Origin of the sequence: Mammaliicoccus lentus (genome assembly GCF_002902755.1) — a bacterium.
In the GTDB taxonomy this organism is placed as follows: Bacteria; Bacillota; Bacilli; order Staphylococcales; family Staphylococcaceae; genus Mammaliicoccus; species Mammaliicoccus lentus.
This window is the reverse complement of sequence record NZ_PPRS01000045.1, coordinates 1-16,912: the sequence shown is the minus strand read 5'-3', so window position 1 is coordinate 16,912 and position 16,912 is coordinate 1. Positions and strand designations below refer to the sequence as shown.

At 32.1% G+C, this 16,912-nt stretch carries 16 protein-coding genes; 11 read left to right on the top strand and 5 right to left on the bottom strand.

Translation table 11 applies throughout. The features are described from left to right. Positions 1-385: 385 nt before the first annotated feature. Positions 386-1,117 carry an MBL fold metallo-hydrolase gene (locus CD135_RS11125; protein WP_239724238.1) on the bottom strand — a complete coding sequence of 244 codons (732 nt, stop codon included), beginning with the start codon at positions 1,115-1,117 and terminating at the stop codon, positions 386-388. A gap of 53 nt (positions 1,118-1,170) precedes the next feature. Beyond that, on the bottom strand, positions 1,171-2,262 hold the full coding sequence (locus CD135_RS11120; RefSeq protein ID WP_103269485.1) for a prephenate dehydrogenase: 1,092 nt from the start codon (positions 2,260-2,262) through the stop codon (positions 1,171-1,173). A 121-nt stretch (positions 2,263-2,383) separates the two neighbouring features. Between CD135_RS11120 and CD135_RS11115 the strand changes: the two genes are divergently transcribed. From CD135_RS11115 to CD135_RS11065, 11 genes are all read left to right on the top strand, one after another. Beyond that, positions 2,384-3,430 carry a M42 family metallopeptidase gene (locus CD135_RS11115; protein ID WP_103269484.1) on the top strand — a complete coding sequence of 349 codons (1,047 nt, stop codon included), beginning with the start codon at positions 2,384-2,386 and terminating at the stop codon, positions 3,428-3,430. Between the two features lie 512 nt (positions 3,431-3,942). Continuing rightward, positions 3,943-5,346, top strand: a complete 1,404-nt coding sequence (locus tag CD135_RS11110; RefSeq protein ID WP_103269483.1) for an anthranilate synthase component I — start codon at positions 3,943-3,945, stop codon at positions 5,344-5,346. Further along, a complete protein-coding gene (locus CD135_RS11105) occupies positions 5,343-5,939 on the top strand; it encodes an anthranilate synthase component II (protein WP_103269482.1) in 597 nt (198 codons plus the stop codon). Before CD135_RS11110 ends, CD135_RS11105 begins: the two co-directional genes overlap by 4 nt. Beyond that, a complete protein-coding gene (gene trpD / locus CD135_RS11100; RefSeq protein WP_103269481.1) occupies positions 5,905-6,921 on the top strand; it encodes an anthranilate phosphoribosyltransferase in 1,017 nt (338 codons plus the stop codon). Before CD135_RS11105 ends, trpD begins: the two co-directional genes overlap by 35 nt. Then, complete coding sequence (trpC, locus tag CD135_RS11095; RefSeq protein WP_016999554.1) at positions 6,905-7,699, top strand: indole-3-glycerol phosphate synthase TrpC; 795 nt, start codon at positions 6,905-6,907, stop codon at positions 7,697-7,699. The genes trpD and trpC overlap by 17 nt, the downstream gene beginning before the upstream one ends. Continuing rightward, positions 7,689-8,306: a phosphoribosylanthranilate isomerase gene (locus CD135_RS11090; protein WP_103269480.1), complete on the top strand. Its 618-nt coding sequence runs from the start codon at positions 7,689-7,691 to the stop codon at positions 8,304-8,306. The genes trpC and CD135_RS11090 overlap by 11 nt, the downstream gene beginning before the upstream one ends. Positions 8,307-8,311: 5 nt before the next feature. Beyond that, a complete protein-coding gene (gene trpB / locus CD135_RS11085) occupies positions 8,312-9,532 on the top strand; it encodes a tryptophan synthase subunit beta (RefSeq protein WP_064205252.1) in 1,221 nt (406 codons plus the stop codon). Continuing rightward, positions 9,525-10,256: a tryptophan synthase subunit alpha gene (gene trpA, locus CD135_RS11080; RefSeq protein WP_064205251.1), complete on the top strand. Its 732-nt coding sequence runs from the start codon at positions 9,525-9,527 to the stop codon at positions 10,254-10,256. The genes trpB and trpA overlap by 8 nt, the downstream gene beginning before the upstream one ends. Before the next feature lie 80 nt (positions 10,257-10,336). Further along, positions 10,337-10,996 carry a type 1 glutamine amidotransferase domain-containing protein gene (locus CD135_RS11075; protein WP_064205250.1) on the top strand — a complete coding sequence of 220 codons (660 nt, stop codon included), beginning with the start codon at positions 10,337-10,339 and terminating at the stop codon, positions 10,994-10,996. Between the two features lie 258 nt (positions 10,997-11,254). Next, positions 11,255-12,508: an aminoacyltransferase gene (locus CD135_RS11070; RefSeq protein WP_070045220.1), complete on the top strand. Its 1,254-nt coding sequence runs from the start codon at positions 11,255-11,257 to the stop codon at positions 12,506-12,508. A gap of 32 nt (positions 12,509-12,540) precedes the next feature. Continuing rightward, on the top strand, positions 12,541-13,800 hold the full coding sequence (locus tag CD135_RS11065; protein WP_016999559.1) for an aminoacyltransferase: 1,260 nt from the start codon (positions 12,541-12,543) through the stop codon (positions 13,798-13,800). A 226-nt stretch (positions 13,801-14,026) separates the two neighbouring features. On the opposite strand, the gene CD135_RS11060 is transcribed toward CD135_RS11065, so the two are convergent. The 3 genes from CD135_RS11060 to CD135_RS11050 are packed head-to-tail and all read right to left on the bottom strand — an operon-like array spanning position 14,027 to position 16,910. Beyond that, positions 14,027-15,202: an ABC transporter permease gene (locus tag CD135_RS11060; protein ID WP_103269479.1), complete on the bottom strand. Its 1,176-nt coding sequence runs from the start codon at positions 15,200-15,202 to the stop codon at positions 14,027-14,029. Continuing rightward, positions 15,199-15,879, bottom strand: coding sequence for an ABC transporter ATP-binding protein (locus tag CD135_RS11055; RefSeq protein ID WP_017000596.1), 681 nt, complete (start codon positions 15,877-15,879; stop codon positions 15,199-15,201). Before CD135_RS11055 ends, CD135_RS11060 begins: the two co-directional genes overlap by 4 nt. Then, complete coding sequence (locus tag CD135_RS11050; protein WP_103269478.1) at positions 15,876-16,910, bottom strand: permuted SH3 domain-containing protein; 1,035 nt, start codon at positions 16,908-16,910, stop codon at positions 15,876-15,878. The genes CD135_RS11055 and CD135_RS11050 overlap by 4 nt, the downstream gene beginning before the upstream one ends. Between the last annotated feature and the right edge of the window lie 2 nt (positions 16,911-16,912).

Genomic DNA, 16,912 nt, shown 5'->3' with positions numbered 1-16,912 from the left:
TCTGCTAAAAATCAAACAGATTTATTTTGTTAATACATTCTAAAAAACCAATGGTTGATTACTTCTAAAGATATTACACATAAATATGGACTTGACTCGACATCAACGGCTAACGTGCAAGAAATTTCAAACAAGCTCGTTACATTTACTAACGAGCTAGTGGTAGTAAACAAGCCCGTTAGCGTGATATTTTCTACGAATTTGTAAAGTACTGACGCCTGAGGGAATAGTATGAGTGAGAGACTACAGGCTCGAACCATACCCTAGGCAAGCATGCACGAACAAAATCGTAGATTATATAAAAAAATAAGCATATCACTTACAAACTGAAATAATCAGTTAAGTGATATGCTTATTTATTTTGAGTTAAGATTTGTGTTTTTATTCATAAGTACTCTTCTTCTATATTTAATCGTTCTTCTTTAATGCCTTCTTTACTAAGTGGTTCTAGGTGACCATGAATATATGTTTGATAGTCATATTGTTCTACTGTTTTAATATAATGATAGTATTTTTCTTTGTCGTATCCACCGTCTAATAAGTAGAAATCACCGGTATCGGCATCTCCAGCGAACAATATTTTGTCTTCTTGAACATAAGCAACTACACCGTCTTCTGAATGGGGATTTACAATGCGTTGTACTTCTAGCGTTACATTACCTAAATCAAATGAACAATGATCTTCGAATGTCATATCTGCATTAACTACTTTAATTTCTGAAATATCATCATACTCGATTTTAATATGTGTATCACAGAATTCACATTCTTCACCAGAGTTTAAGCGTTTTGCCATTGCTTCGGGTGTCCATTGCCATTGTTTTAATTTAGTTAATGTTAAATCTGTTTCTTTTTCTGCAATTGTTATACCATTAAATGCATGCATAGCAAAAGTATGGTCCCAATGCCAATGCGTAATTAACGCTACTTTCGGTTGAGGTAAATTAAGTTTTTCTATTTCATTTAGCATTTCTGTTAAATGTGCAGGCGAATTACCTGTATCTATTAACATGCTATATTTTTCTCCATGTATATATCCTAAATTAGGTCTATCTCTATGACTATCAAAAGGTAATATATATACATTCTTACTGATTTGTTTAAGTTTCACAGTCATCTTCCCTTTCAATACAATAGTGATATTATATCATCAAAATTTAATATCGCACATTACAAAGTATATGTATCGAAAGTATTCAATGCTTCTATAGCTCTATCACGGTCATTATTTGATTTAAAACTGAGTCGCAATGCACCCATGATATCTTCTCTAATTTCTAAAATTCTAATGTTTGTAATGGAAATATGTTGTTGCCCTAAAATTCTCGTAACTTCACTGATCATACCTGGTTTATCTGGGATATCTACGTATAAATCAAAAGTAGAAGTCAAGGCACCTTGTTCTTTAACAGGCAAGTTGTCACGATATTCTTTTGCAGATTGGAAAAAGTCACGAATTAAACTTGGATTTCCTTCTTCGATAACTTCTTTCGTCTGTTCCATTTGTTCAATCCAATTATTCATTAACGTTACAAGATGGTCTTTATTTTCTAAAGTAATATCTCTCCACATATCCGCATTGCTACTCGCTATGCGAGTAATATCACGAAAACCTCCGGCAGCTAGCGTTTTTACATATTCTGAAACTTGTGTATTTTCTTCATTCATATGAATAAGGCTAGAAGCGATAATATGAGGGAAATGACTAACTACGCCGGTAACATAATCATGCTCTTTTGCAGACATCTTAATAAATTTTGCTTTAGTTGGTTCTAATAAATGTTTAACTTCACTATAAGCCGCTTCATTCTCAACTTGGTCATATATCAAGACATAATAAGCATTTTCAAATAGGTGTTTCTTAGCGTTTACAACACCAGATTTATGACTACCTGCCATAGGGTGTCCGCCAATTAAATGAACATCTTTATTTAATAATTTTGATTCAAGTGTACTTAAACCAAGTTTTGTACTGCCTGTATCTGTGACGATAAGGCCAGGTTTCGTATCAATGTTTAATAATCTTTTACTGTACTCTATTGATTGTTGAACGGGTGTTGCCAAAATAATTAAATCAGCTTCACTTGCAGCTGAATCAAAATCATGTGCAACTTCGTCAATGATGCCCATAGAGTAGGCAATCTCTGAAAATTTATCAAAACAGTCAAAACCTGTTATATGTATGTGTGGATGATGAAATTTAATATTTTGTATTAAACTTCCTCCAATTAAACCTAGTCCTACTATAAATATACGTTGCATAAAATCCCTCCAATACTTTAATAGTTTAAAGCAAGTTAGTGCATGAAAGCAAGTGTTATTGATTTATTTCTATAAAAGTTTAAAATATTAATTAATATGAAATAAGTAGGGAGTGGAGAAAATGACAATCAATGTAAATGATACAATCGTAACAATTAAAGAACTTGTTAATATTAATAGTCCATCAGGTTTTGCAGATCCAGCAATTGAATATTGCCAAAAATTCGCTGAAGCACTTAATTATGAAACAAGTTTAACACATAAAGGTGGATTATTAATTAATGTACCTGGTAAAAATGATGATAAACAACGTGTTATTACTGCACATGTTGATACACTCGGTGCGATTGTAAAAGATATAAAAGAAGACGGCCGATTAAAATTAGATTTAATAGGTGGATTTAGTTGGAATGCTATCGAAGGGGAATATTGTACAATTACGACACAAAGTGGATTAGAAATATCAGGCACAATATGTTTACATGAAACAAGCGTTCACGTTTATAAAAATAATACTGAAATCCCTCGAGATGCTGAACATATGGAAGTACGAATAGATGAAAAGGTATTTTCAGCAGATGACACTAGAAATTTAGGAATTGAGATTGGTGATTCTGTTAGCTTTGAACCTCGCTTTGAACATACTGCTTCAGGATTTGTTAAATCTAGACACCTTGATGACAAAGCAAGCGTTGCGATGATTATTCAATTTTTAAAATATTTAAAAGAAGAAAATGTCGAATTACCACATACGACTCAATTTTATATTTCAAATAACGAAGAAATAGGCTATGGTGCAAACTCAAATATTTCTGATAAAGTCGTTGAATTAATAGCATTTGATATGGGTGCTCTAGGAGATGGACAAGCTTCAGATGAATATACAGTATCCATTTGTGTAAAAGATGGTTCTGGGCCATATCATGTTGGATTAAGAAATCATTTTGTTGATTTATGCAAAGAAAATGATATTAAATATAAATTAGATATTTATCCATATTATGCATCAGATGCATCAGCAGCTTTACGTGCTGGAGCAGATATCCGTCACGGGTTATTTGGCCCTGGAATAGAGTCTTCTCACGCTTTAGAACGTACACACGAAGATTCTATTTTAGAAAGTGAAAAGTTATTAAGAGCTTATTGCTTATCTGAAATTAACAGTTAATTTAAATATTAAGGGTTGACTTTAAAAAAATTATCTCGTATAGTGTATTTAAATTAATCCGATAAGCAATTGTCGGAATTTGAAAGATAAGTATCTCGTGATGTTAGTAGCAATCAGAAAGCTAATGGTTGATGTAAATTAGCACTGCACACAGTGAGAGAATTGGGCTTTCAAATTATAAAATTTAATGTGATTTTTAAAGTGAACATGATAATGAATGTTAACTAAGGTGGCACCACGGTAACGCGTCCTTACAGAATGCGTTACCGTGGTGTCTTTTTTGTATAGAAAAATATCAGTGGTCATAAGTATAAATTTAAGAATGTAGTTAAAGAAAGTTAGTGGTTGATGGAAACTAACACACTTAAATTTAGAATTGGGGATCATGTAGTTAAAGCTAAATATAGAATGAGTGAATAAGTGTTAACTTATTAATGAAGGTGGTACCGCGCAAAAGCGTCCTGTTGTATAGGATGTTGTTGCGCGGTTTTTTTATTTAGGAGGTAAAGAGGATGAACATAAAATATAAAAGATTAAATGCTGATGTTACACCAGAAACATTAGGACAAATTGATAAGAAGAAAATGATATTAGAAAGTGCAAGTACGAATCAAATGAAAGGTAGATTTTCAATTGTAGCTTTTGATGCAATCGGTAAGGTGAACCTTTTTGATGAGTATTTTCAAATAAATATAAACGGACAAGAATCGGTTACACATGATGGACCTTATGAAGCATTAGAACAATTTATTAATGAAATGAAAGCAGATAATATTCCAGAACCACTTAAACATTTACCATTTGTTTCAGGAATGATCGGTTATTGTAGCTTCGACTTAATTAGATATCAAAATAAAATTTTAAAAAGTATAGAAGTTTTATCTGAATATCCAGACGCTTCATTTAACCTAGTTGAATCAGTATATGTATTTGATCATTTTAAAGAAGATTTATTTGTTATAACGAGTAATCTTTTCAGTAATAGAGATGAACAAGCATTGAATCAAGAATTAGACAACATGATAGAAGAGCTTAAAAATATTAAACTTTTTGAAAACAAAATTAATCATCATAAAAAAGGTGATTTAGAAACGAATATTTCTGAAGAAGCTTTTATGGCAGAAGTTTCATATTACAAAGATTTAATTAGTAAAGGCGATATGTTTCAAGTTGTTCCTTCTCGTATCTATAAATATAAACACTTTTTTGAAAATGAAAATAAAGACACTTTGAAATTACAGATGTATAAAAATTTAAAACGACAAAATCCAAGTCCTTATATGTATTACATCGATGATGAAGAAAGAACGATTATAGGTTCTTCACCAGAAAGTTTCATAAAAAAAGAAGGAAAAATTATCACAACAAATCCTATTGCAGGCACTAACAAAAGAGGAAAGACAGAAGAAGAAGATTTAGCAAATGAACAAGCTTTAATCAACGATGAAAAAGAATTATCAGAACACCGTATGCTTGTTGATTTAGGTAGAAATGATTTAAACATAATAGCAAAAACTGGTTCAGTCCATATGCCGAAACTTATGACGGTTGAAAAATTTGAGCATGTCATGCACATCGTGACAATAGTTGAAGGAGAAATTAAGCCGGAAGTAACACCGCTTCAAATGATTACAGCTTTACTGCCTGCTGGCACAGTTTCGGGTGCACCGAAGACACGAGCTATAACGCGTATATACGAAACGAGAAAACAAAAAAGAGGTATATACGCTGGCGGCGTTGGTTATATAAATTGTAATCATGATTTAGACTTTGCTTTAACAATTCGAACGATGGTTGTTGATTCAGAGTATATCAATGTAGAAGCAGGATGCGGTGTAGTTTATGATTCTGTACCACAAAAAGAATTACAAGAAACGAAAATAAAAGCTAAAAGTTTATTGGAGGTATCGCCATGATATTAGTAATAGATAATTATGATTCATTTACTTATAACTTAGTCAATTTAATAAAGCAATATGATGAAGTTATCATTCATCATCCGGATGAAGCACCATTAGATCTGGAAATAGACGGTGTAGTAATATCACCGGGTCCTGGTCATCCGTTAGATACAAATCATTTAAATAAAATTATTAAAGCATATCATGACGTACCAATACTAGGTATTTGTTTAGGCGCACAAGCATTAACTTGTTACTACGGTGGGGAAGTAATTGTAGGAGAAAAAGTAAAACATGGCAAAGTAGACCAAATTGATTTTGTAGAATCATCCAAACTGTATCAAGGATGTGAAACTGGTTTTAATATTATGAGATATCATTCGCTCATAAGTGATGAAAAATCTTTTCCTAATTGCTTAAAAATAACAGGGAGAACACCCGATGCAATACAGTCGTTTGAACATCAAATTAACCCGCATTTCGGAATACAATATCATCCAGAATCATTTGCATCAGATAATGGAGATAAAATAATTAATACATTTGTAAATATAACAAAGGAAGGTGCACAAAATGAACACATTAAAACAACTCATCCAATATCGTAATTTAGATCAACAAGAAATGAAATCATTTGTGCAATTAATGATGAATGAAACAGAAGATGTTTCATTGAAAGTTGCTCACTTAGTTGCGCTAAGCATGAAAGGAGAAACATCTGATGAATTATCTTATTTAACAGAAAACCTTATAGCGACAACTTATAAAAATAGACCATATATAGAAGATAGTATTTGTGTTTGTGGCACAGGTGGTGATCATTCAGGTAGTTTCAATATATCGACTACCGCTTCATTTGTTGTAGCTGCAGCTGGATTGAAAGTATTGAAGCACGGTAATAAAAGCATCACATCTAAAACGGGTAGCATTGATATATTATCTGCGTTAAATATTCAAACGACACCAATTAATGAAGCAACTAAAAGAGTTAATGATACAAACTTAGCTTTTTTAAGTGCTACTGAAACATATCCGATTATGAAAACTGTGCAACCAGTAAGAAAAACAATCACAACACCAACTACTTTTAATTTAATTGGTCCAATGATTCATCCTTACAAATTAGATTATCAAGTGATGGGTGTATATGATGAATCAAAATTATCTACTATTGCAGAAGCACTATATAAATTAGGTCGCAAACGTGCAATTGTACTACATGGTGCTGGTGGAATGGATGAAGCAACTTTATCTGGAGATAATATTATTTATGAAATTTCACAAGAAGAAGGCATCAAAAATTATACGATAAACGCAGAAGACTTTGGTTTACAAGCTGCATCAAACGATGCTTTAAAAGGTGGAACAGCTGAAGAAAATAAGCATATCACGTTAAATATCTTATCAGGTCAAGACAATGGTCCTAAAAGAGATGTAGTCGTATTAAACGCTGCACTTGCATTATATATTGGTGGAGTAGTTGAAACGATTGAAGAAGGTATAGAAAAATCTCAAAGTATTATCGATAACAAAGAAGCACTAGCTATACTAGATCAAGTAGGAGGACAAGTATATGACAATATTGGATGAAATCGTTGAATATAAAAAATCATTACTAGCTACAAATTATTATGAAACAAAGATGGAAGAATTAGAAAAAGTAGACGTACAACATAAAACAACATTTTTAAATCGTGTAAAAACAGACGATAGATTGAATATCATTGCAGAATTAAAAGCAAAAAGTCCAACAGTTTCAGACATACCTAAAAGAGATATGGCTACACAAATTAAATTGTATGAACAATATGGTGCTTCAGCAATTTCTATTTTGACAGATGAAAAGTACTTTGATGGCAGTTATGAACGTTTACAAAGCTTAACGACTAAAACAACATTACCAGTATTGTGTAAAGATTTTATAATCGATAAAAGACAAATAGACTTAGCTCATCAAGTAGGCGCTTCTATTATCTTACTAATCGTTAATATATTAACAGAAACACAATTGAAAGATTTATATGAATATGCGACACAAAAAGGTTTAGAAGTATTAGTAGAAGTACATGATAAAGAAGAATTAGCAATTGCTCATAAAACAAATGCCGAGTTAATCGGTGTGAACAATAGAGATTTAAAACGTTTTGTAACGGATGTTAAACATACAAATGAAATATTAACTACGAAGAAACAAGGTGTAACGTATATCTCTGAAAGTGGTATACGCACTGAAGAAGATATAGTAGAAATTACAAAGAGTGGTGTAGACGGCGCACTTATCGGCGAAACTTTAATGAAACATCCAGATTTAGAAACATTTCTACCAAGTATTCGAGTGTTAAAAAGGGGTGAACAGGATGTACATTAAATGTTGTGGCTTTAAAGAGAAATCGGACATCGAAATAGCTGTTAAATATCAAGCTGATGCAATAGGTTTTATCACTTTTCCTAAAAGTAAACGCTATGTAACGGTGGAAGAAATTAGCACTTTAAGTAAAGATATCGATGATAAAGTCGATAAAGTCGCAATTGTTGTAAATCCGACAATTAAAGATATAGAAGCATTAGTAGAAAGTACTTCCATAAACACAATACAATTTCATGGTGATGAAACAGTTGATTTCATTGAAAAAGTGAAAATAAAATATCCAAATATAAAAATTTTTAAAGCATTGCCAGCCAATGATTCTTTAGAAGACAATATTCAATTATTTAAAGGACAAGTTGATTTATTTTTAATTGATACACCTTCGAAAGATTATGGTGGGACAGGAAAATCTTATGATTGGTCTATATTGGAGCATATAGAAGATGTGCCATATTTAATAGCTGGTGGTTTAGATTTAGAAAAGATACAACAAATTGAAAAACGTGAATTATCTAATATAGGGTATGACATATCTAGCGGCATTGAAACAGAAGGTAAAAAAGACAACTCAAAAATTAAAACATTATTAACACAATTGAAGGGATGATAAAAATGGCTGATGAAATACAATTAGAAGCTGACGATTTAGGATTTTTTGGTGAATTTGGTGGGCAATATGTACCAGAAACACTAATGCCGGCAATTCAAGAATTAAATGAAACTTATCAAAAATTAAAAAATGATCCAGAATTTCATAAAACATTGAATGCTTATTTAAAAGATTATGTAGGTCGAGAAACACCTTTAACTTATGCAAAAAGATATACAGAAGCATTAGGTGGCGCAAAAATTTATTTAAAAAGAGAAGATTTAAACCATACTGGTGCTCATAAAATTAATAACGCATTAGGACAAGCTTTAATCGCTCAAAAAATGGGCAAAAGAAAATTAGTTGCAGAAACAGGTGCAGGACAACACGGTGTGGCAAGCGCCACAATCGCTGCTTTGTTTGACATGGAACTTATCGTATTTATGGGTGAAGAAGATATTGAACGCCAAGCGTTAAACGTATTTAGAATGGAACTACTAGGTGCTAAAGTGGTACCTGTTACTGATGGTCAAGGTACTTTATCAGATGCTGTTAACAAAGCTTTACAATATTGGGTTTCAAACGTTGAAGATACACATTATTTACTTGGCTCAGCATTAGGACCACATCCATTTCCTACTATAGTAAGAGACTTACAAAGCGTTATTGGTAAAGAGATTAAAACGCAAATTTTAGAGAAAGAATCTCGTTTACCTGATGCAGTTGTAGCTTGTATAGGGGGAGGTTCAAATGCAATTGGAACATTCTATCCGTTCGTTAATGACGAAAAAGTTAAATTGTATGGTGTAGAAGCTGCAGGTAAAGGTGTCGATACTAAGAAACACGCACTTGCAATCAACAAAGGTAAGCCTGGTGTACTACATGGCTCAAGAATGTATCTCGTACAAGATGAAAATGGACAAATAGAATTAGCGCACTCTATTTCAGCAGGGCTTGATTACCCTGGTGTAGGACCAGAGCACAGTTATTATAACAATATTGGTCGAGTAGAATATCCGAATGCAAGTGATAAAGAAGCAATGGATTCATTGATTAAATTTACTCAACTTGAAGGCATTATTCCAGCGATCGAAAGTGCTCACGCGTTAAGTTACGTGGAAAAACTAGCTCCAACTATGGATAAAGATGAAATTATTGTTGTCACAGTTTCAGGACGTGGTGATAAAGATATGGAAACGATTAGAAAATATATGCAAAATCAAGAGGGTGAACAAAATGAGTAAATTATTTATACCATATATAATGGCTAACAAAGATTTTATTGAAAATGTGAAACTAATGGATAAGTATGGTGCTAACTACATTGAAATCGGATTGCCATTTTCTGATCCTGTAGCAGATGGACCAACAATTATGAAAGCTGGCCAAGAGGCAATTAAACAAGGTATGAATGTAAATAAAATCATCGATGAATTAATCGAACATAAAAACGACATACATACACCATATCTATTTATGACTTATTATAATTTAATTGATGCTTATGGTGTAGAACGTTTCATCGAGCGTATAGATGAAGCTAATGTATATGGATTAATTATTCCAGATTTACCATTTGAATTGGGTCAACGATTCAAAGAAAAATTAGCAAAAACAAATGTGAAATTAATACCTTTAATTGCGATGACATCAAGTGATGAACGAATTAAACAAATTGCAGAACATGCAGAAGGTTTTATTTACACAGTTACGATGAACGCAACTACAGGTGATGGTAGAGGATTCCATGAATCACTTAAAGATAAAATAAAATTTATACAACAACATTCTCAAGTACCTGTTGTTTGTGGATTTGGTATTAAAACAGAGGAACATGTTAAAGAAATTAAATCGTTTAGCGATGGGGTTGTTATAGGTAGTGAAATCGTAAAAAGGTTAGAACAAGATCCAACTACGGATACAATCGAATATATAAAGTCTATTAGAAATGCTTTAGACGAAAAATAAAGTTTACAAACCCTTCAAACAAGAAATAGAAGTTAACATCATGTATAATCGAATGTAACAAAAGAAAAGGAGTGTTTCTAATGAGCAAAAAATTACTTATGGTTGTAACAAATACATCTCAATTTAAAGATGGTAAACCAACTGGATTATGGCTAGAAGAAGCAGCAATTCCTTACAAAGTTTTCATCAAAAATGGAATAGAAGTGGACATCGCATCAGTTAGTGGTGGTAGTGTGCCAATCGATCCAAATTCAACACAAAATGATGAAACGAAAGAATATCATGATGTTTTAGAAAAACTTCAACAAACTTACGGAATTAAAGATATCGTATTTGAAAATTATGATGGCATATTCTTACCAGGTGGTCACGGGACAGTATTTGATTTCCCTAACAATCCTGATTTAGAGAATATGTTAGCTTATTATAAAGAGAAAAATAAGGTGATTGGTTCAGTTTGTCATGGACCAAGCGCATTTATTGGTGCCAAACTACCTAGTGGCGATTATTTAGTTAATGACGTTAAATTAACATCGTTCACAGATAGTGAAGAACAATCAATGGGATTAGAAAAAGACGTTCCATTCTTGTTACAAACTGAATTAGAAAAACAAGGTGCAAGATTCGTTAAAGGTAGTGATTTCGACTCACACACAGTAGTAGATCGTAATTTTGTAACCGGACAAAATCCTAATTCAAGTGAAGAAGTAGCAGAAAAAATTGTAAATGTTTTAAAATAATAAAGTGATGGAAAAAGCAGGCTGGGACATACATAAATGTCTCAGCTCTGTTTGTTTTAGAAGATCTCTAACGTGTAAATGTATAAAGTTAAGTTCTATTCCTTTTTATTCATAACCAATTAGTTATACATTTGTGTCATAAAACTCTATAGTGCGAAGTAAAATAATGGTATAGTAATGAGTATTGTTTTAGAATAAAGGTAAAATAATGTATAATTGTATTAAATACATAAATATTAGATTGGGAGTATTGTATAAATGAAATTTACAAATTTAACGACTGGTGAATTTGAAACATTTACTAATAACATGCCATATGCTCATTTTACTCAGACAGTGGGTAACTATGAACTAAAGACATCAGAGGGCACTTCAACACATTTAGTTGGTGTAAAGAATGACCAAGATGAGGTGTTGGCTGCATGTTTGCTTACAAGTGTGCCAGTAATGAAAAAGTTTAATTATTTTTATTCGAATCGAGGGCCAGTAATGGACTTTGATAATAAAGAACTTGTTGACTTCTTTTTTAAAAAAATCGTACCGTATTTAAAAAAGAACAAAGCATTATTCTTTAGAATTGATCCTTATTTACCATATCAATTAAGAGATCATGACGGTAACGTTCTAAAGAGCTTTGAACGTGATAATTTAATTCAGCAATTTGAATCTTTAGGATATGAACATCAAGGTTTTACAACTGGTTTCCACCCAATACATCAAATTAGATGGCATTCTGTACTGGACTTAGAAGGTATGGACGAAAAGTCATTAATTAAAAACATGGATAACTTGAGAAAACGTAACACTAAAAAAGTTCAAAAAAATGGTGTTAAAGTTCGCTTTTTAACTAAAGATGAAATGCCTATATTTAGAAGATTTATGGAAGATACAACAGAGAAGAAAGATTTCGACGACCGTGGTGACGACTTCTACTACAACAGATTAAAATACTTTGATAATGTTAAAATACCGTTAGCATATATAGATTTCGAAACGTATATACCTCAATTAGAAAAAGACTTTGAGGAACATAATAAAGAAATTGAAAAAGCTGAAAAAGAATTAGAAAAGAAACCAGACAACCAAAAAGCAATCAATAAAATTAATAACTTAAAACAACAAAGAGAAGCTAACGAAGCTAAATTAGACGAAGCTAAACAATTACAGGCAGAGCACGGTGATACTTTACCAATCGCAGCAGGATTCTTCATCATTAATCCATTCGAAGTTGTTTACTATGCAGGCGGTTCATCAAATGAATATCGTCATTTTGCAGGAAGTTATGCAATACAATGGGAAATGATTAAATACGCATTAGAACACAATATTAATCGCTACAACTTCTATGGAATTAGTGGAGATTTCTCTGAAGATGCACCAGATGCTGGCGTTATTAAATTTAAAAAGGGTTATAATGCAGATGTTTATGAATACATTGGTGACTTTGTGAAACCAATTAATAAACCAGCATATACCGCTTATAAAGTGTTAAAAAAAGTATTAAAAAAATAAACGATTTTCAGTAAGAGAGGAATTTAGATAATATGAAATTTACAGAATTAACCGTTACTGAATACGACGATTTTGTATCTGATAGTCAATATGAAAGTCATTATTTCCAAGTGAAAGAAAATATCAAAACAAGAGAAAATGATGGCTTCCAAGTCGTATTATTAGGTGTTAAAGATGAGAGCAACCAAGTTGTTGCAGCAAGTTTGTTCTCTAAAATACCAACATTAGGCAGTTATGTTTATTATTCAAACCGTGGTCCAGTGATGGATTACAGTGATTTACAATTAGTAGAATACTATTTTAAATCGCTTGAAAAATATTTAAAACAACATCAATGTTTATATGTTAAAGTAGACCCTTACTGGATTTATAACATCTATGATAAAGACCTTAATCCAATAAAAGAAGATGGCCCGAACGACCAAATTGTCGACTTAATAAAATCATTAGGATATCAACACCATGGTTTTACTACACAATATGATCCATCAAGCCAAGTAAGATGGATGGGTGTACTAAACTTAAAAGACAAGACTTTAGCAGAAGTTAAAAAAGGGTTCGATAGCCAGAGAAAACGTAACGTTAATAAAGCTCATAACTACGGTGTGAAAGTTCGATTTCTAGAAGAAGACGAATTAGATATATTCTTCAAATTATATAGAGAGACTGAAGAAAGAGCAGGTTTTATATCTAAAACAGACGAATACTTTATGAACTTTATCAATACATACGGTTCTAAAGCATTAGTACCATTAGCGTATATAGATTTAAATGAATATATACAATCTACTCAAGAAAACTTAACTGAATTAGAAACGAAACGCGATCAAATGATGGCTAAAGAAAATAAATCAGAAAAGCAACTTAAGAAAATCGCTGAAACCGATAGACAGATTGACCATGCTCAAAAAGAATTACTAGAAACAAGTGAGTTAATGAAGACAGATGGAGAAGTATTAAATCTCTCTGCAGGTGTATTCTTTGAAAACGCATATGAAATCAACTATTTCTCAGGTGGTTCAAGCGAAAAATACAATCACTTCATGGGCCCATATATGATGCATTGGTATATGATTAACTATTGTTTCGATAATGGCTTCGATAGATATAACTTCTACGGTTTATCAGGAGACTTTACTGAAAACAGTGAAGACTACGGTGTATATCGATTCAAACGAGGATTTAATGTACAAATCGAAGAACTTATAGGTGATTTCTACAAACCAATCAATAAGAAAAAGTATTTCTTATACAATACATTACAAAAAGTGCGCTCAAAAATTAAAAGATAGAAAATATATAGAAGCTGGGACATAAATACATGTCTCAGCTTCTTTCTTTATAGGTGTAATGTCCTTATTGTCACAACTTGTAAAACGTGTCAACAAGGATAGTCATATTGTCACAACTTGTAATTTGTCTGAATGTTGCAAGACGAGGTGCACGTGCGACATTCATAGCCTAAATTATATAAAAAACAGGTTGAGACATTTATTTATGTCTCAACCTGTTTCAATTCTATTTAATAATGTCTATTAATTCTTTTTTCGATGCTGAGCGTGCTGGTATCCAACCGAATACTATTCCGATTAATGTTGATACGCCAACTGCTAAAATTACAGATCCTAGACTGACAACACTTTGTACCATATCAGGTGTTACTGCTTCTACTAGTTTTGATATTAATATACCGAGTATCAATCCTATAATTCCGCCTATGAGACATAATACAATACTTTCAACTAAGAATTGTACTTCTATATCTCTTCCTTTGGCACCAAATGCTCTTCTAATTGCGATTTCTTCTGTTCGTTCTGCTACTGAAATATACATCACATTCATTACACCGATACCTGCAATGAATAGGGAGATACCAGCTACTGCAGCTACGAAGTACGTAATGGCATCGAATACTTGTGTAATACTTTTCATAACTTCTTCTAAGTCTGTATATTCGTAATTGCCATCGCTACTACCAGAACCGCTTTTATTTAATTGTTTAGCAGCTTTATTCGCTATTTCTTTCTTTTCGCTATCATCGTTTACTTTAATCTCAAGTTCTGGAAACTTTTGATTTAAGTTACCCATGTATTTACTAAATGTTTGGCTAGGCATATGCACTGCTGAATCATTCATTTCATCATTAGCAATGCCGACTATTTTAAAGCCTTGATCATCAATGAATAATGTTTGTCCTATAGCGTCATTATTAAATACTTCTTTCGCTATTGTTTTATCTACCGTGACAACTTTTTCATTTAATTCATTATCTGTTTTCGAAAATCCATGACCTTCTGTTGTATTTGAAAACTGTTCTTTTTTAATAATATTAACGTTTTGTTGTTTTTGAGCATTTGTTAATTTCGCTGAATAACTTTGATTTTTGTCTTCTTTAATTTTCACGCTTTTAACGCCTTTAATTTGTCTTACCATATCCATATCTTCTTTATCAAAAGGATTTTTAGTGGCGTTATCTGGATTACTAGGCATATAGCTTATCACTGCTTGACCTTTACTTGCACCAGTATCTTCGAATTCTTCTGAAGCTGTCTTTTTAAAGCCATTACCTAATGACATGATTGTTATTACTGCAGCGATACCAATAATGATACCAATCATCGTGAAGATATTCCGACGTTTGTTTTTCATAATCGATTTAAGAGATATTGATATAATGTTAGGTAAGTTTTTCATTCAACCACCTCTTCTCGTTGAACACGACCATCTAAAATGTGTATGATGCGATCTGCTTGTTCTGCAACTTTGCGGTCATGTGTGACGATAATCATAGTTGTGTTTTTATCACGATTTAACCGTACGAATAAATCCATAATATCTTTAGATGTTTGAGAATCTAGTGCGCCGGTAGGTTCATCGGCAATAATAAATTTCGGTTGGTTTACAATCGAACGTGCTATAGCAACACGTTGTTGTTGTCCACCTGATAATTTACTAGGTACTAAATTCTTTTTATCTTCAATGCCAACTTCTCTTAAAACGGATTCTACATGACGCTTTCTTTCTTTTGTGGACATACCTGAATAAAGTAGGGGGATGCTCACATTTTCTAATATCGTATTATTTTGTATTAATTTAAAGTTTTGAAAGACAAATCCGACTGTTTTATTTCTTACAGCAGCAAGCTTATTATCCGAAACATTTTGGTAGTTTTCTTGATTAAATAAATATTCACCAGTATAGCCTCGATCTATAAAGCCTAAAATATTAATCAATGTACTTTTTCCTGAACCAGAAGGTCCCATTATTGCAATAAACTCACCAGTATCAATCGAAATATTAATATCTTTCAAAATATGGTTTGTTTCTTCGCCATTCTTAAAGTGTCGATTAACATTTACTAAATTAATCATGAGGATACCTCAACTTTATCACCATTATTTAATGATTTTTTAGGTGAAACAATCAGTTTTTCTCCTTTTTTAAGACCTTTTTTAACAAATATTTCACCATTTTGACGTTCGATATTAAGATGACGTTTTTCAACTTTATTATCTTTGTTTAATACGAAAACATCATTATTTCTAGTTAATACACTCTTAGGTAGTTTAATAGCATCTATAGGGATTTCTGCTTCCGTAGAAAAACCGCTGCGAATAGGTAAGTCGATTTTTCCTATTGTGACTTGGTATTTTGAGTTGTCCTTATTTAAAGTAGGGTTATTGGACACAGGATTTGAAGCCTGGGAACTTCCTTCTTCGCTATCGCCTTGACTCATACCAGCACCAGTAGCACCTTTTTCTTCATAGTTACTAGGTAGTTCAGATATTTTCGTGATTTTACCGTGACCTTTTTCGCCAGTACTATTAACCTTGATGTTAACTGAATCTCCGACTTTTATTTTGTTCACATCAAATTCAGAAACAGAAGATTTAATTTGAGTTTCATTTGCTATCAATTTTAATATAGATTCTCCGCTTGCAGCATCTGTATCATTGTCCATTTCAATTACACCGTCAAATGATGCATAAGTACTATCATTAATTTGTTTAGTATACTGAGATAGTTCTTTTTGTGCTTCATTCAATGCGTTTAAATCTTGATTTAACTTCTTTTGTAAATCGTTGTTGTTCGGTTGCTGATTAATATTTTGATAGTCTTGATTAACTACATTTTGCGCGTCGTTAACCTTACTTGATAAGTCCTGTCTTTTTTGATCGTTGATATTGTAGTTGATTAAAGTATCGCCTTCCTTTACTTTTTCTCCGTCTTCAACCAAAGTACTCACTAAATCACCTAACTGATCATTGTTATTATATGTTTTTATTTTAGATGGGGAAGCTTTCCCAGAAATGTTTAAAGGCGATTCTTCCTTAACTTGATATGTATCATAACCGTCACTTTTCTTGTCATTATCATTACTAGTCCTGTCTCTTATACACATCT